23 protein-coding genes, 2 tRNA genes and 1 other RNA gene are annotated in these 26,034 nt (G+C 69.6%); 11 read left to right on the forward strand and 15 right to left on the reverse strand.

Translation table 11 applies throughout. The features are described from left to right. The first annotated feature begins 20 nt into the window (after positions 1-20). The gene (locus IG04_RS42660) at positions 21-3,299 is read left to right on the forward strand and encodes an AfsR/SARP family transcriptional regulator (protein WP_036014918.1); all 3,279 of its coding nucleotides are present in this window, start codon (positions 21-23) and stop codon (positions 3,297-3,299) included. On the opposite strand, the gene IG04_RS0117030 is transcribed toward IG04_RS42660, so the two are convergent. From IG04_RS0117030 to IG04_RS0117060, 8 genes are all read right to left on the reverse strand, one after another. Continuing rightward, complete coding sequence (locus IG04_RS0117030) at positions 3,275-3,751, reverse strand: uridine kinase family protein (protein ID WP_245816617.1); 477 nt, start codon at positions 3,749-3,751, stop codon at positions 3,275-3,277. The two genes, IG04_RS42660 and IG04_RS0117030, sit on opposite strands and share 25 nt — an antisense overlap. Positions 3,752-3,792: 41 nt before the next feature. Then, the gene (gene recR, locus IG04_RS0117035; protein WP_030477642.1) at positions 3,793-4,401 is read right to left on the reverse strand and encodes a recombination mediator RecR; all 609 of its coding nucleotides are present in this window, start codon (positions 4,399-4,401) and stop codon (positions 3,793-3,795) included. A gap of 4 nt (positions 4,402-4,405) precedes the next feature. After that, positions 4,406-4,708, reverse strand: a complete 303-nt coding sequence (locus IG04_RS0117040; RefSeq protein ID WP_176929737.1) for a YbaB/EbfC family nucleoid-associated protein — start codon at positions 4,706-4,708, stop codon at positions 4,406-4,408. A gap of 559 nt (positions 4,709-5,267) precedes the next feature. Then, positions 5,268-7,331 carry a DNA polymerase III subunit gamma and tau gene (locus tag IG04_RS0117045; protein WP_030477644.1) on the reverse strand — a complete coding sequence of 688 codons (2,064 nt, stop codon included), beginning with the start codon at positions 7,329-7,331 and terminating at the stop codon, positions 5,268-5,270. 30 nt (positions 7,332-7,361) lie between these two features. Beyond that, positions 7,362-7,458, reverse strand: an RNA gene (ffs, locus tag IG04_RS44740) — signal recognition particle sRNA small type. Between the two features lie 17 nt (positions 7,459-7,475). Then, positions 7,476-8,048 carry a maleylpyruvate isomerase family mycothiol-dependent enzyme gene (locus IG04_RS0117050; protein ID WP_030477645.1) on the reverse strand — a complete coding sequence of 191 codons (573 nt, stop codon included), beginning with the start codon at positions 8,046-8,048 and terminating at the stop codon, positions 7,476-7,478. Next, positions 8,045-9,274 carry an RNA polymerase sigma factor gene (locus IG04_RS0117055; protein ID WP_084402021.1) on the reverse strand — a complete coding sequence of 410 codons (1,230 nt, stop codon included), beginning with the start codon at positions 9,272-9,274 and terminating at the stop codon, positions 8,045-8,047. The genes IG04_RS0117050 and IG04_RS0117055 overlap by 4 nt, the downstream gene beginning before the upstream one ends. Then, on the reverse strand, positions 9,228-9,566 hold the full coding sequence (locus tag IG04_RS0117060; protein WP_030477647.1) for a YciI family protein: 339 nt from the start codon (positions 9,564-9,566) through the stop codon (positions 9,228-9,230). The genes IG04_RS0117055 and IG04_RS0117060 overlap by 47 nt, the downstream gene beginning before the upstream one ends. A gap of 131 nt (positions 9,567-9,697) precedes the next feature. On the opposite strand from IG04_RS0117060, the gene IG04_RS0117065 reads away from it, so the two are divergent. After that, a tRNA-Ser gene (locus IG04_RS0117065) sits at positions 9,698-9,782 on the forward strand. Positions 9,783-9,840: 58 nt separating this feature from the next. Then, the gene (locus tag IG04_RS0117070) at positions 9,841-10,485 is read left to right on the forward strand and encodes a GOLPH3/VPS74 family protein (protein WP_036014923.1); all 645 of its coding nucleotides are present in this window, start codon (positions 9,841-9,843) and stop codon (positions 10,483-10,485) included. 25 nt (positions 10,486-10,510) lie between these two features. Here the strand turns inward: IG04_RS0117070 and IG04_RS0117075 are convergent, their stop codons facing one another. Beyond that, a complete protein-coding gene (locus IG04_RS0117075) occupies positions 10,511-12,952 on the reverse strand; it encodes an endonuclease/exonuclease/phosphatase family protein (RefSeq protein WP_245816619.1) in 2,442 nt (813 codons plus the stop codon). Between the two features lie 130 nt (positions 12,953-13,082). Here IG04_RS0117075 and IG04_RS48965 point away from each other — a divergent pair, with 130 nt between their 5' ends. Continuing rightward, positions 13,083-13,571 (forward strand): maleylpyruvate isomerase N-terminal domain-containing protein, encoded by a 489-nt coding sequence (locus IG04_RS48965; protein WP_030477650.1) that lies wholly within the window; start codon positions 13,083-13,085, stop codon positions 13,569-13,571. Positions 13,572-13,575: 4 nt separating this feature from the next. Here IG04_RS48965 and IG04_RS0117085 read toward each other — a convergent pair. From IG04_RS0117085 to IG04_RS0117095, 3 genes are all read right to left on the reverse strand, one after another. Continuing rightward, a tRNA-Ser gene (locus tag IG04_RS0117085) sits at positions 13,576-13,660 on the reverse strand. 32 nt (positions 13,661-13,692) lie between these two features. Further along, positions 13,693-14,124, reverse strand: coding sequence for a nucleoside deaminase (locus tag IG04_RS0117090; RefSeq protein ID WP_030477651.1), 432 nt, complete (start codon positions 14,122-14,124; stop codon positions 13,693-13,695). Between the two features lie 14 nt (positions 14,125-14,138). Beyond that, positions 14,139-14,627: a tRNA adenosine deaminase-associated protein gene (locus IG04_RS0117095; protein WP_030477652.1), complete on the reverse strand. Its 489-nt coding sequence runs from the start codon at positions 14,625-14,627 to the stop codon at positions 14,139-14,141. Positions 14,628-14,687: 60 nt separating this feature from the next. Here IG04_RS0117095 and IG04_RS0117100 point away from each other — a divergent pair, with 60 nt between their 5' ends. Genes IG04_RS0117100 through IG04_RS0117120 form a run of 5 tightly spaced genes read left to right on the forward strand, consistent with a single transcriptional unit; the run spans position 14,688 to position 21,367 of the window. Beyond that, positions 14,688-15,893, forward strand: coding sequence for a M20 metallopeptidase family protein (locus tag IG04_RS0117100; protein WP_030477653.1), 1,206 nt, complete (start codon positions 14,688-14,690; stop codon positions 15,891-15,893). 25 nt (positions 15,894-15,918) lie between these two features. Next, positions 15,919-16,866: a prephenate dehydrogenase gene (locus IG04_RS0117105; protein WP_030477654.1), complete on the forward strand. Its 948-nt coding sequence runs from the start codon at positions 15,919-15,921 to the stop codon at positions 16,864-16,866. A 9-nt stretch (positions 16,867-16,875) separates the two neighbouring features. Next, positions 16,876-18,426: a fibronectin type III domain-containing protein gene (locus IG04_RS0117110; protein ID WP_030477655.1), complete on the forward strand. Its 1,551-nt coding sequence runs from the start codon at positions 16,876-16,878 to the stop codon at positions 18,424-18,426. An 18-nt stretch (positions 18,427-18,444) separates the two neighbouring features. After that, positions 18,445-20,163 carry a hypothetical protein gene (locus IG04_RS0117115; RefSeq protein ID WP_030477656.1) on the forward strand — a complete coding sequence of 573 codons (1,719 nt, stop codon included), beginning with the start codon at positions 18,445-18,447 and terminating at the stop codon, positions 20,161-20,163. Positions 20,164-20,182: 19 nt separating this feature from the next. After that, on the forward strand, positions 20,183-21,367 hold the full coding sequence (locus IG04_RS0117120; RefSeq protein ID WP_030477657.1) for a thiolase family protein: 1,185 nt from the start codon (positions 20,183-20,185) through the stop codon (positions 21,365-21,367). Here IG04_RS0117120 and IG04_RS0117125 read toward each other — a convergent pair. Further along, positions 21,364-22,074 carry a GbsR/MarR family transcriptional regulator gene (locus tag IG04_RS0117125; RefSeq protein ID WP_030477658.1) on the reverse strand — a complete coding sequence of 237 codons (711 nt, stop codon included), beginning with the start codon at positions 22,072-22,074 and terminating at the stop codon, positions 21,364-21,366. The genes IG04_RS0117120 and IG04_RS0117125 overlap by 4 nt on opposite strands. A gap of 187 nt (positions 22,075-22,261) precedes the next feature. On the opposite strand from IG04_RS0117125, the gene IG04_RS0117130 reads away from it, so the two are divergent. Further along, positions 22,262-22,861 (forward strand): DUF4097 family beta strand repeat-containing protein, encoded by a 600-nt coding sequence (locus tag IG04_RS0117130; protein ID WP_030477659.1) that lies wholly within the window; start codon positions 22,262-22,264, stop codon positions 22,859-22,861. Between the two features lie 26 nt (positions 22,862-22,887). Further along, positions 22,888-25,002 (forward strand): S9 family peptidase, encoded by a 2,115-nt coding sequence (locus tag IG04_RS0117135; RefSeq protein ID WP_030477660.1) that lies wholly within the window; start codon positions 22,888-22,890, stop codon positions 25,000-25,002. Here the strand turns inward: IG04_RS0117135 and IG04_RS45295 are convergent. Beyond that, positions 24,999-25,157 carry a DUF397 domain-containing protein gene (locus IG04_RS45295; protein ID WP_084402022.1) on the reverse strand — a complete coding sequence of 53 codons (159 nt, stop codon included), beginning with the start codon at positions 25,155-25,157 and terminating at the stop codon, positions 24,999-25,001. The two genes, IG04_RS0117135 and IG04_RS45295, sit on opposite strands and share 4 nt — an antisense overlap. Before the next feature lie 13 nt (positions 25,158-25,170). Further along, the gene (locus tag IG04_RS0117145) at positions 25,171-26,001 is read right to left on the reverse strand and encodes a helix-turn-helix domain-containing protein (protein WP_144065617.1); all 831 of its coding nucleotides are present in this window, start codon (positions 25,999-26,001) and stop codon (positions 25,171-25,173) included. Positions 26,002-26,034: the final 33 nt, after the last annotated feature.

The following is a 26,034-nucleotide window of genomic DNA, read 5'->3' on the forward strand; positions in this document are numbered from 1 at the left end:
CGACACGCGGAGGAGGTTCCATGAGCAGACTGGTCGAGTTCCGCGTGCTCGGCCCCCTCCAGGTCCTCCTCGACTCCGAACCACTGCTGGTCCGAGCCGGCCGCCAGCGGGCGCTGCTCGTGTCGTTGTTGCTGCGCGCGGGCACGTCGGTGTCCGTGGACGAACTCGCCGCCAACGTGTGGGGTGAAGATCCACCCGCACGTGCGAGAGCGACACTTCAGACATATGTGATGCGTCTCAGACAGCTGCTCGGGCCGTCCGTGCCGATCAGGACCGTGCCCGACGGGTACCTGATCGACGTCGACGAGAAGACCATCGACCTGATGCGCTTCGAACCCCTGATCGACCAGGGCGAACAGGAGCGCGCCGCCGGGAACCTGCGGGCCGCGTCGGCCGCGTTCGCCGCCGCGCTGGGCCTGTGGCGAGGTCCGGCCCTGGTCGACGTGCCGTCGGAGGTCCTGCACCGCGACGAGGTGCCGCGGCTCAACGAACGCCGCCTGCACGTGCTGGAACGCCGGGTCGAGGTCGATCTCGAACTGGGCCGCCACGGTGAGCTGGTCGCGGAGTTGTCCCGGCTGACCAGCGAACATCCGTTGCGCGAACGGTTCTGGGCGCAGTTGATGGTCGCGCTGTACCGGTCCGGCCGGCAGAGCGAGGCGCTGGCCGCCTACCAGCGCGTTTCGCGGTTGCTGGGCGACGAGCTGGGCATCGATCCCGGCGACGAGCTGCGGCGCGTGCACGGCCAGGTGCTGTCCGGGTCGATCGGCACGGTGGCGGCCTCGGCCGGTGCGCCGGTGGTCGCCGCGAAGCCGGAACGGGTCGTGCCGTCGCAGCTACCTGCGGACATCCCCGACTTCGTCGGCCGCGACGAGGCCGTGTCGCTGATCGTGGCCCTGCTGCGGACCGCGCAGGGCGTGCCGGTCGTGACGCTGGCGGGCCCGCCGGGCGTGGGCAAGACGGCGTTGGCCGTGCACGCGGCGCATCGGATGCGCGCGGACTTCGCGGACGGTCAGCTGTACGTCAACCTGCGCGGATACGCCCCCGGACCGCCGTTGAGCGCGGTGGACGTGCTGCCCCGGTTCCTGCGCGCTTTGGGGACCGAACCCGATCAGGTGCCGTTGGACCAGGACGAGCAGGAGGCGATGTTCCGGTCCACGCTGACCGGTCAGCGGGTCCTGTTGCTGCTGGACAACGCGTCTTCCGCCGAGCAGATCCGTCCTCTGCTGCCCGGCTCGCCGGGGTGCGCGGTGCTGGTGACCTCGCGCGACACGTTGCGCGGCCTGGCCGTGTCGCACGCGGCGTCGAACGTGCGGCTCGACGTGCTCGACTGGCACGAGACGAAGTCACTCCTCGCAGGCATTTTGGGTGCGGACGAGGTGGCATCCCAAGAGGACGCCGCGTTGGAGCTGGCGGCCCTCTGCGCGCATCTGCCATTGGCTTTGCGTATCGCAGCCGCGAACCTCGTGTCGCGCCCGGAGCTGTCCATTGCGGACTACGTGGAGGAGTTGCGGGCGGGCAACCGGCTCGCGGCGCTGGCCGTCGAGGGCGACGAACGGGTCGCGGTGCACGCGGCGTTCGACCTCTCCTACACGGCGTTGAAGCCCGAGCTCGCGCAGATGTTCCGGGTGCTGTCGCTGGTCCCCGGCACGGACTTCACGCCCGAGATGGCCGCCGCGCTGAGCGGGCTGACCACTCAGGACGCTCGCCGGCGGCTGGACCGCCTGGCCACCGCGAACCTGATCTCGAACCACGCGCCGTCGCGCTACCAGTTCCACGACCTGCTGCGCGACTACGCGGCCGAGCGCCTGGCGTTCGAGGAGGGCCGTGCCGACGCGCGGCTCGCGTTGCGGCGGCTGCTGGACTGGGCGGTGCGCTCGGTCGACAACGCCACCTCGGCGATGAAGTCGACGCTGTTCCGCTTCCCCCGCCCGGCCCCGCTCGACGGCGTGGTGCCGCGGACGTTCAGCACGTCCACCGAGGCCCTGACCTGGCTGGACGTCGAACGCGCCAACCTGGTCGCGCTGGTGGCGCACTCCGTCGAACGCGATCCCGAGAACTCGCCGTGGCAGCTGGCCGACGCCCTGCGTGGCTACTTCTACACGCAGTCGTTGACGGCGGAGTGGCGCGAGACCGCGAAGGCCGGCCTGCTGGGTGCTCGCGCGCCCCGGGACGAGCTCGGCCAGCTCGCGATGCTGTCCTCCCTGGGCACGCTGTACTGGGTGACCGGGCAGCACCGCAACGCGCTCGGCTACTACCAGCAGGCCATCGTGCTGCAGGAACAGATCGACCTCCCCCAGGCCGAAGCCGCCGTCCTGTCCAACGCGGGCAGCGTCCACATCGACCTCGGCGAACTCGAACACGCCGCCGACCACCTCGAACGCGCCCTGGTGATCGCCCGCCGGGTGGGCGCGCCCCAGCTGCTCGCGAACGCGCTGTTCAACCTCGGCGGCGTCTACATGCAGCTCGGCCAGCTCGACCGCGCCGCGTCGACGTTCGAAGAAGCGCTGGAGGACGGCAAGCGCCTCGACTCGTGGATCCTGCAAGCGAACTCGATGCGCGCGCTCGGCGAGGTGCAGGCCTGGCGCGGCAAGCCGGACCTCGGCGAGGACTACTTCGTGCGCGCCCGTGAGCTCTACGAACGTGCGGCCGCCCGGAACTTCGGGCACACCATGCACGAGGGCATGGCCATCACGCTGATCATGCGCGGCCGTTACGAGGAAGCCGCTCTCGAAGCGTCCGCCGCCATGCAGATCGCGCAGGACCTGGAGAACGTCAAGAGCGTCTGCGACGCACAGAACCTGCTCGGCCGCGCGCTGGAAGGCGGCGGCCGCTACGAGGACGCTCTGGAGCAGTTCTCGTCAGCGCTGGCCATCGGCCTGGAGACCGGTTACTCGTGGGGCATCTGCTCGGCCCGCCGCGGCCTGGCCTCCTCCTACCGCGCGGTCGGCCGTTACGAGGAGGCCATGTCGACGGCCACCGCGGCGCTGGTCGAGGCGGGCAAGTCGCAGTTCCGCCTGGCCGAGATGGAGGCGTTGCTCGTGCTGGGCCGCACCCACCTCGACACTCTGGACGCCGCCGAAGCCCTGGAATGCGCCCTGCGGGCCGTCTCGGTCGGCTCGGACTCCGGTCACCGCTGGGTGTTCGGCCGCGCGCTGCAACTGGCCGGCGACGCTTCCTCCGCGTTGGGTGACGCCGCCGGTGCCCGGTCGTACTGGTCCACGTCGCTGGAGGTCCTCAGCGCGATCGGAACCCCCGAGGCTTCCGTCGTCCAGGCTCAACTGCTTGACGTGACAACGTAGTCAGCTCTGGTTTTGGTCTCGTCGACCGCGAACCAGCCTCTTTCGTACTGCTGCCAACGGATGAAGTGTGCTCGTTGGTGCTCGCCGTCGCGTTGGACCGCGCGTTCCAGCCTCGCTGGTTCGTCCTCGTGGTCCACGAAGATCGCGAGGCTCAGGCGGGTGTTCGCTTTCCTGGCCGAGGAGAAGCCTTCCAGGATGATGGTCCTTTGTGGAGTGATGACGACCTCGTCGCCTTCTCCGATGCACGGAAACCCTTGGGACCAGTCGGTTTTCCGGTAGCGACCCTCGCGGTTCTGTGCCACTTCATCGAGTGCTCGTTGCAGCCGTGGCCACCACTGCGTCGTGGGGTCGTCCCACGTGGCGAAGTGGTCGGTGCTGATGAGCTGGGCGCCGAGCTCGTGCGCCAGGTCCCTCGCGAACGTCGACTTGCCCGCACCCGACGGACCGTCCACCGCGACCAGGCGGGTGCCGCCCAGCCGCGGTGGAGTTCCCGCTACATGCTCCGGCGACCAGATAGCGCACGTCCCAGCGTCAGCTCGTCCGCGAACTCCAGGTCGCCGCCCATCGGCAGCCCGCTGGCGAGCCGCGTGACGGACAGACCTGGGAAGTCCCTGAGCATCCGGACGAGATAGGTGGCCGTGGCCTCGCCCTCGGTGTTCGGGTCCGTGGCGATGATGACCTCGGAGATGTCGACACCGTCGACGGCCGTGCCGATGCGGTTGAGCAGCTGCCTGATCCGCAGCTGGTCCGGGCCGACGCCGCTCAGCGGATCAAGCGCGCCACCCAGGACGTGGTACCGGCCCCTGAACTCCCTGGTGCGCTCGATCGCCTGGACGTCCTTGGGCTCCTCGACCACGCAGACCAGACTCAGGTCACGCTTGGGATCGCGGCAGATGCGGCACCTGGTCTCCGCACTCACGTTGCCGCAGACATCGCAGAAGACGACGCCTTCCTTCACCTTCTGCAGTGCCTGCTGGAGCCGCTCGATGTCAGCGGGTTCCGTTGCCAGCAGGTGGAAGGCGATGCGCTGGGCGCTCTTCGGACCAACGCCCGGGAGCCTGCCCAGTTCGTCGATCAGGTCCTGTACCGGGCCTTCGTACATGTGATTAGCCGAGCAATCCGCCGAGGCCGCCCTGGGCGAGCGGGCCGAGCTTCTGCTCCACCAGCTCCTGCGCCTTGGCGTTGGCGTCCTTGATCGCGGCGATCACCAGGTCCTGGAGGGTGTCGACGTCCTCCGGGTCCACGATCTTCGGGTCGATGGCGAGGTTGATGAGCTCGCCGCCGCCGGTGACCGTCGCGGTGACCAGGCCGTTGCCCGCGTTGCCGGTGACCTGCGTTTCGGCCAGCTGCTGCTGGGCGTCCGCCATCTGCTGCTGCATGTTCTGGGCCTGCTGGAGAAGGGCCTGCATGTCGAACTGACCGGGTTGCACCGCTGGTCCTCTCGGATGGGGTTGTTCTGGTCCAGCGTACGGGGGGTGGCGCGTTGGGTTGCGTAGGCCGTCCCCCATTCCTGGGGCTCCGCCCCAGACCCCGCCAATCTGATCCAAAGCCGGGGTCCACGCCGTACGCGGGTTGATGGCACGCCTGTTGCGTTGGGCGGAGGCGCGTTGCGTAGATGGTTGCGTTGGTGGGGTGGCTTCGTCACGAGTCGAGCCAAGAGCGGGCCACATGGGTGAAGGGGTGTCAACTCGACGAAAAGCGTGTCGAGTTGACACCCCTTCACCCATGCAGCAAGAGCTATGGCACGACTCGTGACGAAGCCACCCCACCCAGACCGCACGGTAAGGACTGCTCGCCTACGGCATCGCGGATGGGATGTGTGCCCATGAGCGCGCACTTGGACTGCTCGTCTTCGACTTCGCGGGAGTGTCAGACCCCGTCGCTATGTTGGGTCGCGGGGGGTCCAAGTTCGGAGGGACCCCTGCGTGAGCATGCGTTGGAGCGTTCGCCTGCCTTGCTGCGCTGCGGCTAGGCCCTTTTCAGGGGGCGGGCGCCCAGTTCGTCTGCCAGGAGTTGGAGCATGACCGACTCCGGGTCCTTGGCCTGGACCTCGTTCACCGCGCCTGGATCTACCGGGCGGGCGGCCTCGGCCAGCATTGCTTCTTCGTCGTCCGGTTCCGGCGGGAGCGGGTCATCCGGCTCCGGGGGCTCCGGCGGGGGTGGGACGTCGTCGACCGGTGGGCGCGGGGCCGCCTGTTGTGGTTGTGGCTGGGGGCTTGCCTGTTGGTTTTGTGCCTGGCTTGGGCGGGTGGGGGCCGGGCGGGCCGCCTTTGCCTGGGTTGCCTGCTGCGGGGTGGCGCCTGGGGTGCCGTGGGTGCAGCGGACCTGCCAGGTGCCGCCCAGTACCGAGGCCAGGGCCGTGGCGATGGCCTCGGTGTTGCGGGATTCGGCCAGGCGGCGGGCCAGCGGGGCTGAGGTGTGGGTGATCGTGACTACGTTGCCGTCCACCTCGCTGACCACGGCGTTGGTCAGCATCGCCTCGGTGCTTCGGCTGGTCGCGCGGACCGCGGCGAGCAGGTCGGACCAGATTCGGCGGACCGCTGTCGCGTCCATGGCGCCGGAAGCAGCGGCGGTAGGGGCGGGAGCGGTGGCAGCAGGGGCGGGAGCGGCGGCTGCGGGCTGCGCGGGTGCGGCGGATGCGACTGGTGCGGCTGCCGGGGGTGGGGTCGCGGGCTGCGCGGGAACCGGAGTGGGCGCTGCCACCGGCGCCGGAGTGGCGGCAGGGACGGGCTTGGTCGCGGCCGGGGCCGGGGCCGGGGCTGCGCGCTGGGGTTCTGGTTGCGCTGGGGGCTGGTCCGCCGGCTGCTGGGACCTGCGGGTGAAGACCGGGGTGCCTGCGGCAGCGGCGGGCTCGCCCGAGGCCGCGATGGCGGCTGGTGGGCGGCGTTCCAGCTGTTCGAGGCGTTGGAGCAGGGCTGCTTCCGACTGGCTCACCGACGGCAGGAGCATTCGGGAGACCAGGAGTTCCAGCAGCAGGCGGGGGGCGGTGGCTCCCCGCATGTCGACTAGGCCCTGGTGGACGATCTCGGCGTAGCGGGTGAGGGCTGCCGGGCCGATTCGTTCTGCCTGGGCCGACATGGTGGCCACTTCTTCGTCCGGGGCGCTGACCAGGTTGCGCTCCGCGGCGTCCGGGACCGCGCAGAGCAGGACCAGGTCGCGGAGGCGGTCCAGCAGGTCGGAGGCGAAGCGGCGGGGGTCGTGGCCGGCGTCCACCAGGCGGTCGATGGTGCCGTAGACCGCGGCGCCGTCGCCTGCGGAGAGGCCGTCGACCACGTCGTTGATCAGGGCCGAGTCGGTGACGCCCAGGAGCGAGAGGGCTCGCTCGTACTTCACGCCGTCCGGGCCCGCGCCGGAGAGGAGCTGGTCCATGACGGACTGGGTGTCGCGGGCCGAGCCGCCGCCCGCGCGGATCACCAGCGGGAAGACGGACGGTTCCACCGCCACGCCCTCGGCGGCGCAGTTGCGTTCCAGCAGGGAGCGCATGACGCCGGGCGGGATCAGGCGGAACGGGTAGTGGTGCGTGCGCGAGCGGATGGTCGGGAGGACCTTGTCCGGCTCGGTCGTGGCGAAGATGAAGATCAGGTGGTCCGGCGGCTCTTCCACGATCTTCAGCAGGGCGTTGAAGCCCTGCGTGGTGACCATGTGCGCCTCGTCGATGATGAAGACGCGGTACTTGGACTCGGCCGGTGCGTAGAAGGCCTTGTCACGCAGGTCGCGGGCGTCTTCGACACCGCCGTGCGAGGCCGCGTCGAGTTCGACGACGTCGACGCTGCCGGTGCCGTTCGGGGCGAGGCCGATGCAGCTGTTGCACTCGCCGCACGGATCGGGCGTCGGGCCCTGCACGCAGTTGAGCGAGCGGGCCAGGATTCGGGCTGAGGACGTCTTGCCGCAGCCGCGTGGGCCCGAGAACAGGTAGGCGTGGTTCACCCGGCCTGCCGACAGGGCGACGCGCAGCGGGTCGGTCACGTGCTCCTGGCCAACGACCTCGGAGAACGTGGCCGGACGGTACTTGCGATACAGAGCGAGCGCCACGCCGCAGACAGTACCGGTGGACCCCGACACAAAAAGGGGACCCCGTGCACCCACCAGAGCCCGCTTATCCTTGCTGCCTTCCGGCCCTGGGGAGGTTCGCGAGATGTGTGCCGCACGAGGTCCGATGCAAGTGTAGCGAACCCCTTAGATCGAACGTGTGTTCGAGTTGCCCACAGTGTTGTCCCCAGGTGTGGACAACTTCCGGCCGGTGGCGATCATCAGCAGGTCAGGGGCAGGAAGGTCGGGGATTCCGGACTCCCGGAAACGCTTGCGAGCACCCCAGAATGGGCTCTTCAACACATGGTCGAGGGCCGCCTGGGCCGGTTCGAGCGGCATCTCGCGGACGCGGCCCAGCGGGCGGGCGATGTCCTGGCCGTGGACGAGGAAGTCGACCAGCGGGTCGATCGGGGCGGCCATCGGCGCGCGCTTCGGCGAGGCGGCGGTGTCGCGGATCTGCGCGATCAACTCCGACCGGGTGAACCGTGCGGCGATCGCGCGGGCTTGCTCGTCCCCCATGCGCTCCCAGTCGAAGCGCGCCTTGACGATGCCGGTGAGTACGTCGCGCCAGCCCGTGCGGGTGGACGTGCTCAGGTGGGCGGCCATCGTCTGCATGGTCCAGCCGGCGCAGAGGGTGTCGCGCTGCCACTCGTCGTCGGTGAGGTCTTCGAGGAGGTCGGCGACGCCCAGGCGTTCGGCCTCCAGCCACTTCATGATCATGGTCGCCCCTCGATGGCGGTCAGCCTGCGGCGCAGGAAGTCCTGTTCGGATTCGGTGCCCGCGAGCGCGATGGCCTCGCGGTAGGCCTGGGCCGCCTCGGCGTCGCGGCCCAGCCGGTGCAGCAGGTCCGCGCGGGCCGCCCGGTACGGGTGGTAGTCGCGCAGCCTGGGAACACCTGCCAGCGCGTCGAGCAACGCGAGGCCGGTTTCGGCGCCGTCGCGCATGGCGATCGCGGCGGCCCTGTTGAGGGCGACGACGGGCGACGGCGTGAGCTTGGTCAGCACGTCGTAGAGCGCCACGATCTGCGGCCAGTCGGTGCTGTCGAAGTCCGGCGCCTCGTCGTGCAGCGCGTTGATCGCCGCCTGCACGCCGTACGGACCGTGCCCGCCCGTCAGCGCCCGTTCGGCCAGCGCGCTGCCCTCGTTGATCATGTCGCGGTCCCAGAGTGCGCGATCCTGGTCCTCCAGCAGCTCGGCGCGGGCGTCGCGGCGGGCGTGGATCAGCAGCATCAACGCCAGCAGCCCGGTGACCTCGCGGTCGGGCAGCAGGCCCTGCAGGATCCGCGCCAGCCGGATGGCCTCGCCGGCCAGTTCGCCGCGCTGGGCCGCGTAGCCCTCGGTGAAGATCGAGTAGACGGCCTGCAGCACGCCGGGCAGGCGTTCCGGGAGTTCGTGCGGGTCCGGCACGCGGAACGGGATGCGCGCTTCCTTGATCTTCTTCTTCGCGCGCACGATCCGCTGCTGCATGGTCGTGACCGGCACCAGGTAGGCCCGCGCGACCTCGGGTGTCGTGAAGCCGGCCAGGCAGCGCAACGTCAGCGCGCCGCGATCCTCCTCGGCCAGCGCCGGGTGCGCGCAGGTGAAGAACAACTCCAGCCGCTCGTCCGGCAGGCCGTCCCCGGTCCGCGGATCCGCGCGGTCGACCTCCACCTGCAACAACGCCAGCCGGGCCGCGTAGACCTGATCGCGGCGCAACCGGTCGACGGCCTTGCGGCGCGCGGTCGTGAGCAACCACGCGCCGGGCCGGTCCGGCACCCCGTCCACCGGCCAGTGCTTCAGCGCCGCCTCGATGGCGTCGGAGGTGACCTCCTCGGCCAGGTCGAGGTCGCCGAAGCGCTTGACCAGCGTCGCGAGCAGCCTGCCGCGCTCCTCCCGGAACACCTGCTCGACGTTCATGTGCTCAGAAGTCGAACTCGGCGATCGGCCGCACGACGACCGCCCCGCCATCGCGCGATCCGGGACACTTCGCCGCCCACTCCAGCGCCGCGTCGAGGTCGGGCACGTCGATGATGTCGTAGCCGCCCAGCACCTCCCGGGTCTCGGCGAACGGCCCGTCGGTGACGGTGCGTTTGCCGTCCTGTCCGACCTGGACGGTGGTCGCGGTGACCAGGTCGGCCAGCGAGTGCCCGGAGACCAGGACGCCCGCGTCCTTCATCTCCTTCTCGTAGGCGATCCAGTCCTCGACCGTGCAGCTGGCCTGCTGGTCAGAGGCCGCGTAGATCAACAGCATGTACTTCACGATTGCCCTCCTCGGTCCGGTCTTACGGGATCACGACGAGCGGGCTGCCGCCAGATCGACACGGGCTTCGGAACTTTTTCCGGCGACCCCCGTTTTGGGCCCCGGAACACCCGTCCGGTAAGGTTCTCCACGGAGGATTCGCATAGCGGCCTAGTGCGCACGACTGGAAATCGTGTTGGGTTCACCCCCTCACGGGTTCAAATCCCGTATCCTCCGCTCGCTGACAAGGGCGCCGAACGTTCAACGTTCGGCGCCCTTGGTGCATTGTGAGGGCATGCTGCCTGAAGACCTGATGCTGTTGTTCATCAATGAGCAGAACGGCAAGCTGCGCACCGACTCCTCGTCGGTGGAGAACGCGCTCGCGGGCGCCGTGCTGATCGAGCTCGTGAACTCGGGGCGCGTCGCGTTCGATCCCAACGGCAAGAAGCTCCAGGTCGTCGATCCGACGCCGTTGAAGGACCCGTTGCTGCAGGAGTCGGTGGCACGGTTCGACAAGCCGATGAAGCCGCAACGGGCGGTGGAACGTCTGCGCAAGAAGGTGCGCGACAACGTGGCCGCGCAGCTCGAAGGCCGTGGCGTCGTGCGGGTGGAGCCGAGGAAGGTGCTCGGGATCTTCCCGGCGAAGAGTTACGTGATCACCGACGAGACCGTGGCCGGCGGTGTCCGCAAGGCGGTCGGCGAGGTCGCGTTCGGGTACCGGGGAGCGGATGCGCGCACCGGGTCGCTGATCACGTTGCTGCACGCGGTCAAGGCCGTGCACAAGGTGTTCGACGGCGACAAACGCGACATGACCAAGCGGGCCAAGGAGATCGCGGCCGGCAACTGGGCGGGTGACGCCGTGCGCAGGGCCGTCGAGGCGATCCAGGCCGGTGTGGTCGCCGCAACGGCCGCTGCCGCCGCCGCGTCCCAGGCTGGATGACACGGCGGCGGCAGCGGCGGAGCGGTTACTTCTTCAGGCGGTCGATGAGGTCCTCGAGCGCGAACACGATCCGGTCGACGTTCGCGTCACCCGTGGACGGGCGGGCACGGACGATCTGCGGATCGTGGTCGCTCGCCTGATCGGCGAACTCGGCGTTGATGTGGACGACGTCGTAGCTGAAGCGCGTGATGTTCCTGCTCATCACGAGGTGGTCGAGCGTCTGCGAGTTGCCCTCGAAGACGTAGCTGTACCGCTCGTTCGCGGGCAGCGACTCGATCAGCGCCTTGAGGTTGCCGTCACCGGTCAGCGTCTTGAGCGCGGGTGAGAACTGGTAGTCGTTCAGGTCACCGGCGAGGACGACGTTGGCGCCCTTGTCGACCGCGCGGAGCTGTTCCGTGAACGCCTTGAGCGATGCCGACTGCTTCATGCGCTGCACCTCGGACGTGCGGTTCGGCGGCTGGTTGCGGCCGTGGATGGCCTCGTCGCCACCCTTGGAGGCGAAGTGGTTCGCGACGACGAAGACCGTGCGGCCGCGGAACTTGAACTCGCCGGCGAGCGGCTTGCGGCTGTCCTCCCACGCGTCGTTCAGCGGGTCGATCCGGCCCGGTGACACGGAAAGCGCCGCACGGCCGTTCTTCTTCACGACCTGGACCGGCGTCTTGAAGTCGCCGCCAGGACGGTCCACGAAGGACACCCGCTGCGGGTTGAAGAAGAAGCCGACGCGGATGTTGCCGCCGGGCTGTCCGCCGTCCTTGAGGTTCTCCGGGTCGATCTGGCGCCACTGGTAGCGCGGGCCGCCCTTGGCGACGATCGCGTCGGAGAGCTTCTGCAGCGTCTGGTCCGCCGCGACGACACCGTCGTTGGTCGCGCCGTTGTTGTCCTGGATCTCCTCCAGCACGACGACGTCCGGGCTGCGCAGGTTCGTCGTGACGCCCTCGGCGAGCCGGTCGAACTTGTCCTGCGGGTCGGACGGGTCGAGGTTCTCGACGTTGTAGGTCGCGACCGAGAGCTCGGACTCCTTCTGCTGCGCGGTGATCTCGCGCTGCAGGTTGGCCGACGTGTGCGCGCCGAGCGCGAGCGCCGCCAGCGTGTAGCCGCCGAAGTTCGTGTACTCGATGGCACCCACGGTCGCGCCGGCGAAGACGTCACCGACGTTGGCGGCGGGCAGCGGGCCGGCGGTCTTGATCTTCAGTCGGCCGCTGTTCTGCTGGTCGTAGCTCGGGTAGGTGGTGCCGCCGCGCTGGTTGCGGTTCTGGTCGGGGTTGACCGTCACCCAGACCTCGCCGAACCTGTTGCTCGGGCCCACGACGCGGGCGTCGTCGACCTGGACCAGCGTGCCTTCGAGCGACTCGAAGTAGTCGAGGCCGTACTTCGCGGGCTCCAGCGGGAGCTGCTCGATGCTGCCGCCCGGCGCGGGCAGGTAGCCGGCCGGGACGTTCTTCACGACGACCGGCGCCGGCACGGGGTTGCCCTTGGAGACCGTGATCGTGGTCGGCGCGGTGATCTCGGTGAGGGTCTGGTTGGACCCCGTCTCACCGCCCGGCCGGTACTCCGCGATCGTGCCGCTGACCAGCACGCTGTCGCCGACCGCGACGGTCGGCGCGGTGCCCGCGGTGTAGACGAAGACACCCTCGCTGGTGCGCGGGTCGGCGTCGGGATCGGTCACGTCCTGGATCCAGAAGCCGCGGTCACCCGTGGCGCGCGTGCCGGTGACGACGCCGGGGACGTTGGTGACCTTCTGGCCGTTCAGCGGCGAGATGCGCGTGACGCCCTGGATGTCGTGGACGCGCTTGTCGCCGGGGGTGGGGTCCGGGTCGGGATCGGGATCCGGGTCGCCGCCGCCCGGGGTCTCGCCCTTGGAGTTGGTCGGGGTGGGGTTGCCGACGGTGAAGTCGGCGGAGTTGTCGTCGGTGTCGCCGAGCGCGGTGGCGCGGGACGCCGAGGTCGTGTTGCTCAGGGCGCCCGACGCGCTGCCCTCGCGCACGACCGCCGTGCCGTAGCCGACGAGGTCCTTGATCCGCGTGTCCGCGGCGCAGTCGGCGGCCGTCTTGCAGGTCAGCGCCGCGGTGCCGGAGACCAGTGCGATGGTGCCGTTGGTGGCGCTCATGGCGATCGTGCCGGTGGCGTCCGGGGCCGGCAGCTCGACGGTGCCGCCGGTGCCCTTGGCCTCGGCGACGAGGAACGTCCTGCCCGGCGCGATCGAGCCGGTCAGCGGGGTGACGCCCCACTGCGTGCTCGCGCCGGGGGTGGCCGAGATGTACTGGACGCTGTAGCCGTCCAGGCTGACCGCGCTCGCGCCCTTGTTGGCGAGCTCGACGAAGTCCTGCGTCAGCGTGGCGCCGGAGTTGCCGCCGCCTCCGTAGACCTCGGAGATCAGCGCGTCCGTGCTGGGTGCGGCGACGGCGGGGACGGCGGCGAGCACGAGTGCCGCCACCGCTGTCCCGACGACGGGCAGGGTGGGTCTCAAAACTTCCTCCAGGGAATGCGGCGGATCGACGCATCTTTCCCCGATCGAGTGAGCTTTGGTAGCCGTTGTTACTAACGGTTAACCGGTTGGCCCATCAAATATCACTCGAACAAGTGTTCGATCATGGTGTATGCTCCATTTCGGAACGCCGGCCAGTGGGCCCCTCCCAGGCACCGGCCGGCGTCCCTACATCCAGACGTGTGGGATTCCGAGCTACGAGCGCCGCTGCGCCGAGATCATCAACCAGACCGCACTGCTGGTCTCTTCCCTGAACGACGCTGACCTGGGCATACAGGTCCCGTCAACCCCGGACTGGACACTCAACCAACTGCTGCGCCACGTCGGCCACGCGCACCGCTGGGCCGACTCGATGCTCCGCGACAGACTTCCGGAGATCGACTTCTCGCGCAACGGCGCGCAACTCCTGTCGTCGTATGAGGGTGAACGCGTCCGTGCTGATCCCGTGGCTGACCGACGGCGCGGCGTCGCTCGCGGAGGTGGGCTCGTGCGCCTATCGCGGTCCGACATGCTGGCCGCACTGCTCAGAGGGGGAACTGCCACCACGAATGCCACCGAACGTCAGAGCCCCGGTTGCCATGATCGGCAACCGGGGCTCTGAGCAGCGGTGGCGGTGGGATTTGAACCCACGGAGGCTTTCACCTCACACGCTTTCGAGGCGTGCTCCTTCGGCCGCTCGGACACGCCACCGATAAGAACAATACACAGCCCGCGCGACTGGTTTAACGCTGGGTCCGGAAGAAGCGTTCGAGCAGATCAGCGCATTCCTGTTCCAGCACGCCGCCTTCCACCTCGGGCCGGTGGTTGAGCCGGCGGTCGCGAACGACGTCCCACAACGAGGCCACGGCACCGGTCTTGGGCTCCCAGGCACCGAAGACAAGCCGCGACACGCGTGCGAGCACCAACGCGCCGGCGCACATCGTGCAGGGTTCCAAGGTCACCGCGAGGGTGCAGCCGTCGAGGCGCCAGCCGTCGCCGTACTTCGCGGCAGCGGCACGCAACGCCAGGATCTCGGCGTGTGCGGTCGGGTCGCCCAGCGTCTCTCGGGCGTTGCACGCTTCGGCCAGGACGGTGCCGTCCGGTGCGAAGACGACGGCGCCGATCGGGACGTCCGCGCCCGCGTTCGTGGCCGCGTTGAGGGCGGCGCGGACCATGTCCTCTGAGGAGATCACGCTTGGATGGTGTCGAGCAGCTTCGTGAACTCGTCGATGAAGCCGACGCGCTGGGCGATCATCTGGAGCTGCTCGTCCGGGTAGAGGTCGACCTCGTCGACGATGATCTGGAGTTCGTGCGCGGGCATGCCCAGGTCGGTCAGGACGCCGAGGTCGCCTTCCGGCCAGAGCTCGTTGTCCTCCTCGTCCGGTGGGTCGACGCGCAGGAGGTCGAGGACGTCGGCCGCGATGTCGTAGTCGAGGGCGGCGGCCGCGTCGGACAGGAGCAGCGCGACGCCACCCGGCACGGGGCGCAGGATGATGAAGAACTCGTCGTCGACGGCGAGGAGTCCGAACACGGCTCCTGTCGACCTCAGTTGGCGCAGCTCCGTGATAGCCGCGTCCAGCTCCGACAGCGCGGAGCTGTCCATCCTGCTGCACCGCCAGCGGCCGTCCTCTCGGACGACCGCGACCGCGAAGCCGTTGACCGGCTCCTGCTGTGTCATGTGCACACCGTAGGGCCCAGACGACCTTCCCGGTAGCCGAGGTGGTGGCACCATCGGGAGATGAGCACAACTACGCCGGACCCGCGTCTCGCCGGACTGCTCGAAGGGGCCCGCTCGCTGCAGCCCCGCACGGTGGCGCTGCGTCGCCAGATCCACCGGCACCCTGAACAGGGACTTCACCTCCCCAGGACGCAGGCCGCGATCCTGCACGCGCTGGAGGGGTTGCCCGTCAAGGTCACGAAGGGCGAGTCGTCGACCTCGGTCGTGGCGGTCCTCGATGGCGACCGGCCGGGGCCGACGGTGCTGCTGCGCGGCGACATGGACGGCCTGCCGCTCCAGGAGGCGACGGGGCTGCCGTTCGCGTCCGAAGTGGACGGCAACATGCACGCCTGCGGTCACGACACGCACGTGGCGATGCTCGCTGCCTCCGCACGGCTGCTGGCCGACCGGCGTGATGCGCTCAAGGGCCGCGTTCTGTTCATGTTCCAGCCGGGCGAGGAGGGCCACCACGGCGCCCGGCACATGATCGAGGAGGGGCTGCTCGACGACGGCGTGGAGAAGGCGTTCGCGCTGCACATCACCTCGACGATGAAGTCGGGCGTGGTGACCTGCCGGCCAGGGCCGATGATGGCGTCCGCGGACTCGTTCCACGTGCACGTGAAGGGACGCGGCGGGCATGGCGCGATGCCGCACAACGCGCTGGACCCGGTGCCCGCGGCGGCGGCGATGGTCGGAGCGATCCAGACGATGCTCGGGCGGCGGGTGAGCGTTCACCACCCCGCTGTGGTCACGGTCGCGCAGATCAACGCCGGTACGACGACGAACATCATCCCCGAGGTCGCGACGCTCGACGGGACGATCCGGACGTTGTCGGAGGAGACGCGGGCCCTGGTCCACAAGGAGCTCAAGCAGACCGTCAAGCACACGGCCGCCGCGTACGGGTGCCACGCCGAGGTCAGCATCGTGCCGGGGTATCCGGTGACGGTGAACGACGACGCCGTCGGGCAGCACGTGGTGGACCTGGCGGCGACGGCGATGGGTCCTTCGTGGAGTGAGCCGATGCAGGACCCGCTGATGGGCGCGGAGGACTTCTCCTACGTGCTGCAGCGCGTTCCCGGGGCGTTGGCGTTCCTCGGGGCGTGCCCTCGCGGGATCGACCTGGAGCAGGCCGCGCCGAATCACTCGAACCGGGTGCTGTTCGACGAGGCCGCCATGGAGCACGGGGTCGCGATGTACGCGGCGTTCGCGCTGGACGCCCTCCGGTAGTTGCAGGTACGCATCACACGGAATGATGGACGCCGTGCGAGACGTGTGCGTGATCGGACTGGGACTGATCGGCGGCTCCGTGCTGCGAGCCGCCAAGGCTGCCGGACGCACGGTGTGGGGTGCGACGGCAGGCAAAGAGGACGCGGACAAGGCGCGCGCTGAGGGCTTCGACATCGTGAGCGTGGACGAGGCCCTCAGCCGGAGCGCCGAGGCGCTCGTCGTCCTCGCCGTGCCGCTGCCGGCGTTGCCCGACCTGCTGCGCAAGGTTCCGGAGGGCACGAGACTCACGGACGTCACGAGTGTCAAAGGGCCCGTGCACGACGCCGTGCACCGGTACGCGCCACACGCGCGCTTCGTCGGCGGACACCCGATGGCCGGCACGAGCAGGAGCGGGTGGGACGCGGGCAGCGCGAGCCTCTTCGACAACGCCGCCTGGGTCGTCACGCCCGAGGAGGCCGACGACCACCTCAACGACGTCATCCGGCTCGCGCTCGATCTGAAGGCGCACGTGGTGCCGACGACGCCCGAGGAGCACGACGAGGCCGTGGCACGGATCAGCCACCTGCCGCACATCATGGCGGCGATCCTCGCGTCGGTCGGCGCCGACGGCGGACCGCTCGCCATGGCGCTCGCGGCCGGCAGTTTCGGGGACGGCACGAGGGTCGCGGGCAGCCGTCCCGAGCTCGTCCGGGCGATGTGCGAGGGGAACCGGGACGCGCTGCTGATGGCGGTCGACGACGCACTGGGCAGGCTGGGTGCGGCCAGGGGTTCGCTGGCGTCCACCGGAGGCCTCGCCAAGACGATCGAAGCTGGTCACGAGGGCCGGAACGCGCTGGTCGACCAGCCGAACCGCACCCCGATCACGATCGACCTGACCAAGCCCGGAGCACTCGCCGCGCTGCGCAACCTTGGGTCTCGTGGGGGACGTGTGGTTGGTCTGAACGGCAGCATCGCCCAAGCGGAAACCTCGTAGGGTCGCCGGGTGGATCGACGGACACTCGCCGGCGGGCTCGGTGGTCTCGCCCTCGTCGTCGCCGCCGTCGTGGCGCTCCGCAGCGGTGACGCGCCGGGCACCCTCAAGAAGGAAGTCGCGGACGGCGTCGAGGTCGTCGCGCTCCAAGAGCCGATGAAGCCCGCGAACCCGAGGGCCCAGGCGCTCGACGCCGACGCGCTGCAGATCGCGTGGAACGGCTCGGCGTCCGCCTACGAGGTGCGCTGGAACGGCAACGAGCAGCTCGTACCCACGCCCGAGGTCGAACTGCCCGGGCTCGATCCCGAGCAGGAGACACAGGTCGAGATCCGGGCGGTGAGCGCCATCGGCAAGCGCAGCGAGCCGCTCAAGATCGCCGCGAAGCCCAAGGACCTCTACAACGGCAAGTGGGACGACCAGCTCGTCGGCCGGCCGGACAAGTTCGGCGGCCCGGAAGCGCTCGACCCGCGCAAGTGGCGGGTCGAGGCGGACCCGGACTGCCTCGGCCTGCGGCCGTTCGGGCCGGGCAGGCGCATCGATGTCGACTGCCCGATGGCGGCCTTCCAGTCGAACACGCCCATCCGCTTCGGCATGCCGGCGAACGACGGCGCGACCGGCCGGGCGATCATCAGCGTCGCGGGCGCGGTCGAGTCGAGCCACGTGCGGCTGACGTTGCTGCCCGACCCGTGGCAGTACCTGCCGGAGACCGAGGCGCAGCCCAGGGGCGCGGTCAGCCTCGACATCACGACGCAGGGCACGCGGATCGTCGCGGACCCCGCACTGCCCCGCACCGGCAAGCAGGTCACCCTCGGCGACGCGCCCATGACCGGACTCGTCGCGGGCGTGCGGCACCGGTGGGAGATGCGGGTGCTGCCGGACGCGGTGGTCGCGCTGCGGGACGGCGTCGTGGTCGCCTACGAGCCCGTCGCGATCACGGAACGGGTGGTGCACCCGCGGATCCGCATCGACGGCGGCGGCTTCCTGGACACGTTCGGCGTCGGGGGCGTGCCGGAACGCGTCGTGCCCACCGAGGTCGTCCCGCTCGACCAGGACGTCGAGGTGCCGCGGGACGTCGTCGCGGCGAAGCTCGTCAAGGCCGGACAGGACGACCAGGTCACGATCACCGACGTGCCTCTCGACGCCGGGAGGATCGCCGCCCAGGAACAAGCGCGGCTCGTGGTCATCCGCAAGCCCGAGAGCCGTCCCGGCGCGCTCCCCCGGCTCGTGGACCGGCCCGGCGGCATCAAGACCGGCGGTCCCCGGCTGCACGTCATGCACGAGGACGGCGCGAAGCCCCCGCAGCCGTTGCCGGGCAAGGGACGCGTTCTCGTCACGGCCGAACTGAACGACGTCGGCCACCGCGGCATCGAGCTCGAACTGGACGGCAAGCGGATCGTCGCGCTGCCCACCAACGAGCAGGGTCCCGGGGTCCCCGGCAGGCACGAGTTCTGGCTCGACACCTCGAAACTGGTCTCCGCGGCACACGCCCGGCTCAAGCTCAGCGTCCTTCCGGCGGACGGTGGCGAACCCGTTATCGCGGAAACCGTGTTCGAGCTGGGGTGAAGCCTTAGCGTGACCGCTATGAAGCGGGTCGTCCTCGTTGTCGCGGGACTCGCGCTGGTGGCGGGCGTGATCGTGCTGCGCGACACCGGCGGGGGCGACCTGCCCACGGCTCCTCCGCCGCCGACGAAGCTCAAGGCGTACGCGGCGGAGAAGTTCCTGGTGCCGGGCCCGCAGAACCGCCCGGCCACCCCGGCCGGCGTCGTCGCGCGGGCCGGCCACCACAAGATCGGGCTCAACTGGACCGGCGACGCGCCCGCGTACGAGGTGCGGTGGGGCGAGCAGGTCAGGCTCGTCACCCGGCCCGGCACCCAGCTCAACGGCCTGGAGAACGGGCGCGAGCAGCAGATCGACATCCGTGCGGTCGACGCGTTCGGCCAGCGCTCTCAGCCCGTCACGACCAAGGCGACCCCGCGCGCCGACAACGCCCCGTACACGTTCGTCGACCGGTTCGACAGCCGGACCGGACCCGATCCGCAACGGTGGCGGCTCTCCAAGCGCACCGACTGCGCCCGCGCCACCTCGGGCGACGGGGACGACGACGACCGGCTCGTGATCAGCAGCAGTTGCGGCACCCGCGCGGTGACGCTGAGGTCGCGCACGCCGTTCGTCCGCAACGACGACGAGAGCCGCCTCGTGATCGAGACCGACGCCCCGAGCACCGGCGGCAAGCTGCTGCTCGACCTCGTGCCGGGCCCGGTCAGCGTGCAGGGCGAACCGGTGCCGCCGAACACCGTCCGCGCCACGATCTCCACGGACAACTCCGGCAACTCGATCGTCGAGCTCGTCCCGGACGGCACGACGGTCAAGCCCGTCCCGGCCGCGGTGCCGGGCTTGACGGTGCGCTGGGAGCTCGTGCTGACGCCCGCCGGTGTCCAGGTCGTGCGCGACGGCGACGTCCTCGCCACCTCGCCGTTCGTGCCGCAGTGGCGCGAGGCGACAGCCCTGATCGGTGTCGCGGCGCTGGCGGGCGACCGGATCCGCGCCGGCGTCGACCTGATCGGCTACCGCACCGCCAAGGCCGACGTCCCGCTCACCGGCCCGACGCCGCAGGTGCGCGTGGACGGTCCGGTCAGCACCAGCACCAACCCCATCGCGGACGTCACCGCGGGTCAGCTGCGCATCGCGATCATCCCGTCACGCGAGAGCGAGCCCATCACCGCGGTCAAGGTCAACGGCATCCAGGTGCCGCTCAGGCCGGCCGTCGAGGGCTCGCCGTGGAAGCCGGGCGCGGAGTACCCGGCCGTCGCCGAGCTGCCGGCCGAGGCCTTCACGGACAACCTGAACGTCCAGCTCGTCACCGAGGAACGCGTCCAGATCACCCACACCGACGTCGAGCTGACCGGCCCCAAGAGCAGTGCCCGGCGCGAGTCCGAGGCTCCGCTGGTGGATGCGAAACCGACGCTCGCCGACCCGATCCCCGAGATTCTCGACGCCGGTGGCCAGCCCATCGAGAACGGTGCCGCCTTCAACCGCGGCCGCGTGGTCCTGGAGGTGCGCGTCAACGCCCTCGACACGTCCGTGGCGGGCCTCGCCGGGTTCGAGATCAGGCTCGACGGCAACCACGTCGCGACCATCCCGACCACGGCGGACGGACCTGCCGCAGCGGGCCGGTGGCGGATTTCACTCAACACGGGCGCGCTGACCGCCGGAGCGCACGCCATCGAGGTGAAGGCCTTCAGCACCGATTCAGAGGTGCACCCCGAGACGGGTTACGTTCCTTTTTTGCTCAAGCCGTGAATACTCCAAGATGGAGTACATGGCACGCGCACTGATCATCGACGCCGCCCGCACTCCGTTCGGCAGGTACCGGGGAGGTCTCTCCGGCATCCGGGTGGACGACCTCGCGGCGCTGCCCATCGTCGACCTGCTGCGCCGCTATCCGTCGCTCGACCTGACGCGCATCGACGACGTGCTCCTGGGTGACGCGAACGGCGCCGGCGAGGACAACCGCAACGTCGCCCGCATGGCCTCGTTGCTGGCGGGACTGCCGGTCTCCGTGCCGGGCGTGACGCTGAACCGGCTGTGCGCCTCGGGCGGTGAGTCGATCATCCAGGGCGCCCGGGCGCTGATCACCGGGGACGCCGACCTGATCATCGCCGGCGGGGTCGAGGGGATGTCGCGGGCGCCGTTCGTGACGGCCCGCCCGGACAAGGCCTTCCCGGACCGGCTGGAGACCGTGTCGACGGCGTTGGGCTGGCGACTCGTGAACCCGCGCATGCCCAAGCACTACACCGTGCCGTTGGGGCTGGCCGCCGAGAACGTGGCACACGAACTCGGCATCACGCGCGACCAGATGGACAACTTCGCCCTCCGCTCGCACCGTCGCGCCGCTGCCGCCTGGGACGCGGGCGTGCACGAGGGGTTCGCGTTCCCCGTGCAGCTGCCGGACGGGACGGCGATCCGGCGCGACGAGAACGTCCGTGCGGACACCAGCCTCGAGAAGCTCGCGAAGCTGAAGCCCGCGTTCTCGGAGACCGGGTCGGTGACGGCGGGCAACGCGTCGCCGTTGAACGACGGGGCACTCGCTGCTTTGCTTGGTACGGAAGCGATCGCGTCCGAACTGGGTGTCGAGCCGCTGGGTGAGGTGCTCGGATCGGCGGCGACCGGCGAGGAGCCGCACCGGTTCACGATCGCGCCCGTCTCGGCGATCCGGAAACTGTTGAAGCGCCTGCACATCGAGGCCGGTCAGGTCGACCTGTGGGAGATCAACGAGGCCTTCGCGGCGATGGCGTTGTCGGTGGTGCACCACCTTCCCGAGATCGACAAGGAGAAGGTCAACGTCCACGGCGGCGCGATCGCCTACGGGCACCCGCTCGGCGCCTCTATGCCGCGCGTGATCATCGACCTGTGCCGCCACCTGCGGGCTCGTGGTGGCGGCGTCGGCATCGCGGCTGCCTGTGTCGGCGTCGGCCAGGGCGTGGCGGTCGCGGTGAGGGTCTAGGGCTTGGAGTGCAGGATGTCGCGCGCCTGTTCGGCGGCGCGGACGATGCCCTCGCTGACGAAGTCCAGGAACCGTGCGATGTTCTCCAGCCGGACGGCGGCGGGCGTGCCGGGGCCGAGGCTGCTGACGCCCTGGCGCGCGGCCTCGGCCAGCGTGGTCGTGCCGGCCGCGCTCGCGATCATCGACTGGTACCAGATGTCGCCGTCGTCGACGACGTAACGCTCACGGCGGCGTTCGTCGCGCTCGCGCCCGATCAGGCCCTGACTCTCCAGGTAGGACATGGCCTTCGAGACGGACGCCGGACTGACCCCCAGGTGCCCCACCAGTTCTGACGCGGTCAGGCTGCCGGAGTCGGTGGCGTAGAGGCTCGCGAGCGCCCTCGCCGTCATCTTCGGCAGGCCCTGGCCTATGAAGATGCCCGAGAACACCTCCTCGAACTCCCGCACGGCCTCCGGGTCGCGCCCGTCAGAGCGGTCGGCCACCTGCCGCCGGGGTGCGGCCTGCTTGCGGCGCTGGGCCCGGCGTTCGGTGGCTAGGTGGGCGATGTCGGCCTTGTAGCCGGCCGGACCTCCGTTGCGCATCACCTCGCGCGTGATCGTCGAGGTCGGCCGGTCGAGGCTTCTCGCGATCTCCGCGTAGGCGAGGCCGTCGGCCAGGCCGAGGGCGATCTGGCGACGTTCCTGCTGGGTGAGTCGACCTCCTGGCATGCGCCGATCATAGCGTTCACTGACGCTTCATTGCAACGCGCGTTGCATTAGATCTACAACCCGTTGCAACGATCTTGTGGCTTTTAGCTGCTGTTATGCGTTCTCGTCGCAACGAAGTTGTTGGCGAGATCTGGAAACGCAACGTAGCTTTTCACTCATCAGAAACAACGAGCCACAGGAGCCAGAGATGCAGACCTTCGCCACCCCCGCCCCCATCGCCGCCCTCCTCGACATCCCCGCGGGCCGCGTCCGGTTCATCGCCGCCGACCGCTCCGACACCGCCGTCGAGGTCCTGCCGGCCAACGCCTCGCAGAGCCGCGACGTGAAGGCCGCCGACAAGATCGCGGTCGACTTCGCCGACGGCGTCCTGCGCATCAGGGCCGAGGCCGGCAGCAAGATCCTCGGTTCGTCCGGCGCCGTCGAGATCACCGTCCAGTTGCCCACCGGTTCCCGCGTCGAGGCGAAGGCCGCCAGCGCCGAGTTCCGCGGCGTCGGCCGGCTCGGCGACATCGCCTTCGAGGCCGCGCAGAGCGACATCAAGATCGACGAGGCGTCGAACGTCCACGTGAAGACGCAGGCCGGTGACGTCACGGTGGGCCGCCTCAACGGTTCCGCAGAGATCAGCACCCAGAAGGGCGACATCACCGTCGCTTCCGGACTCTCGGCTTCCCTGGACGCCGGCACCTCCTTCGGCCGCATCACCAACTCGCTGCGCAACGACGGCACGGCCGACATCACCATCCGCGCCACCACGTCGTACGGCGACATCACCGCCCGCAGCCTCTGACCACACACACTTCTGGGGAGAAAAACATGAGCACCGCAGCCAACTACCAAGCCGCAGAACAACTCCTCCGCCGCATCGCCCGCCCCGGCGAGCTCGTCGTCGGCGACAAGGTCCGTCCACAATGGATCGAAGACGGCCGGCGCTTCTGGTACCAGGTCCGCGACGGCGACGACAGGCAGTTCATCGTCGTCGACCCGGCCGCGGGCACCCGCACCCCCGGCTTCGACCCGATGCCGTTCGTCGCGGCGCCGGGCAACCCCCTGGAGGTCTCCTCCCCCGACGGCAAGGTCGCGGTCTCACGGCGTGGCCAGGACCTGTGGGCCCGCTCCGGTGAACGCGAGTGGGCGCTCACGACCGACGGCGAACAGGACTACGGGTACGGCTACGGCCCGGACGTCCTGAGCTACAGCACGCTGATGCGCAAGTTCGGGCTGCCGCACATGCCCCCGGCCCTGGCCTGGTCGCCCGACTCGGCGAAGGTGCTCGCCCACCGCACCGACCAGCGCAAAGTCCGTCAGACCCACCTGATCGAATCGCGTCCGGCCGACGGCGGCGCCCCGGTGACGCACACCCAGCGCTACGCCTACCCCGGCGACGCCGACCTGCCGTTCGCCGAACTCGTCGTCTTCGACATCGCCGCGGGCAGGACGGTCCACGCCCAGTGCGACCCACTGCTCATGCCGGAGGTCTCGCCGATCGCGGCCGGATGGGCGTGGTGGTCCGAGGACAGCGCGACCGTCTACTTCCTCACCCGCCCCCGCGACCAGCGCGCCCTGACCCTGAACCGGATGGACGCTTCGACGGGCGAGGTCACCGTCGTGCTCAGCGAGACGGGCACCAACCGCGTCGCCCCCAACCAGCTGATCTACGGCACGCCGCTAGTCCGGGTGCTGGCCGACGAGGTGCTGTGGTTCTCGCAGCGCGACGGCTGGGGCCACCTCTACCGCTACGACCTGCACACGGGTGAGCTGCTCGGCCAGGTCACCACCGGCCAGTGGCTGGTCCGCGAGATCCTGCACGTCGACGAGACGAACCGTCTCGTCTCGTTCACGGCCGGCGGGCTGGTCGCGGAGGACCCGTACCGGCGCACGGTGTGCCGGATCGGACTGGACGGCACCGGCTTCACGGTCGTCACGGACGACTCGCTGGACCACGTCGTCACGGTGGCTCCGAACGGCGAGTACTTCGTCGACTCGGCGTCCACTGTGGACACGCCGCCGGTGACGACCGTGCGTTCCTGGACGGGAGAGGTGCTGGTCTCGTTGGAGAAGGCCGACATCAGCCGGATGATCGCCACGGGCTGGACCGCACCGGAGCGCTTCCGCGTCAAGGCAGCCGACGGCACCACGGACATCTACGGCGTGCTCTACAAGCCGCGCGACTTCGACCCGGCGCAGAGCTATGCCGTGGTGGACAGCATTTATCCCGGCCCGCAGGTCACGAGGGTCGAGCCGTGCTTCGAACCCGGCGGCATGGGGTTGGACGGGGAACCGTTGGCAGCGGTCGGTTTCGTGGTGGTCGCACTCGACGGACGCGGCACGCCGGGCCGTTCGAAGGCCTTCCTCGACGCCTCGTACGGCCGGTTGGCCGACGCGGGCAGTCTGGAGGACCACGTCGCGGCACTGCACCAGCTGGCGGAGTCGCGGCCGTGGATGGACCTCTCCCGTGTGGGCGTGATGGGCCACTCCGGCGGAGGATTCGCTGCGGCACGAGCGATGCTGGACTTCCCGGAGATCTTCAAGGCCGGTGTCTCGTTGTCCGGCTCGCACGACGCCACGTGCTTCATGCAGGGATGGGCGGAGACCGTCGACGGCCCGGACAACCCTGAGGCCTGGACGCGGGCGTCGAACGTCGGCATCGCGGCCAGGCTCGAAGGAAAGCTGCTGCTCATCCACGGCGAACTGGACGACACGGTGCACCCGGACCAGTCACTGCGGCTGGCCGACGCGCTGATCGCCGCCGGCAAGGACTTCGATCTGGTGATCGTGCCGGGGGCCGAGCACCTGCTCCTCGACCGGCTCGCCTACGTGCGGACGCGGTCCTGGGACTTCCTGGTCCGGGCGTTGATGGGGGTCGAGCCGCCCGCCTACCGGCCGGCGCCGATCGTCATCGACCCCGAGGTGCTGGGAGAGATGCTCTAGCGAGCGGACTTCACCTCGGTCAGGAACGCCGACCACGCCTTGTCCGACACGGGCAGGTGTGTGGTCGGCGCCTTGCTGTCGCGGATGCCGACACCACGACCAACCTCGACGCAGTTGTCCACCGGGCTGTAGCTGCTCTTACGCCACATCGACATGCCGAGGGCCTCCTCAAGCCAGGATGCTGGTGATCAGCTCCTTCGATTGTTCCGCATCCAATGCTTGACCGTCGAGCAACTTGAGCACGTCGACGTAGGTGGTGAGAGACGCCTTGTCCTCAACGAAGAGGCTGGTGTTCTCGGTTTCGGTGAAGACCACCGGCTCGTACTTCTCGTAGTTGAGGAGGCGGAACGAACCGGAGAGCCCTGCGTGCGCTCCGAAGGAGGAGGGCACGACCCTCATGGTGATGTAGTTCCGGTTGCCCATGGCGAGAAGGTGGAGCAACTGGTCCTGCATCACCTTGGGGCTACCCACTGGCAGCCGCAGGGCCTGCTCGTGGACGTAGAAGATGAAGTCCCTGCTGTAGTGGAAGATTCCCTGGCGCGCAGTCTTGGCAGCGACGACCTCTTCGGCGTTCACCGTCTTGGCGCGAACGGACCGTTCGATGAGGGCGCGGATGTAGTCGGGAATCTGGAGAGGGCCGGGGATCACGTTCATCGACCAGATGGTGATCTTGTTGGCAAGGCGCTCCTGATCGATCAGTGAGCGCACCTGATCCGGGATCCCGTCCTCGGGGAAGACGAGGAAGCCCTTCTCCCGCGACTCCCTGAACAGTGCGAGCAGGTAGCGCGCATCTTCCGCGGGAACCCGGCAGAGGCCGAGGAGCATCGCCAGCTCGACCTCCGTGACCCCGCCCTTGCCATTGACCAGGTCGGAGAGCTTGGCCTCTTCCCAGTCGAGCAACTCGGCGATCTGCCGCTGCGTGAGCCCGGTGGACCGGATGGCGTCGCGGACGCCATCACCGAACGAGCGACCGACCACGCTCGAAAATCGTTTCGGCATGGTCGGAAGCTAGAAGGTCGAACCGCCACCTTC

Source organism: Lentzea albidocapillata, assembly GCF_000719115.1.
In the GTDB taxonomy this organism is placed as follows: domain Bacteria; phylum Actinomycetota; class Actinomycetes; order Mycobacteriales; family Pseudonocardiaceae; genus Lentzea; species Lentzea albidocapillata.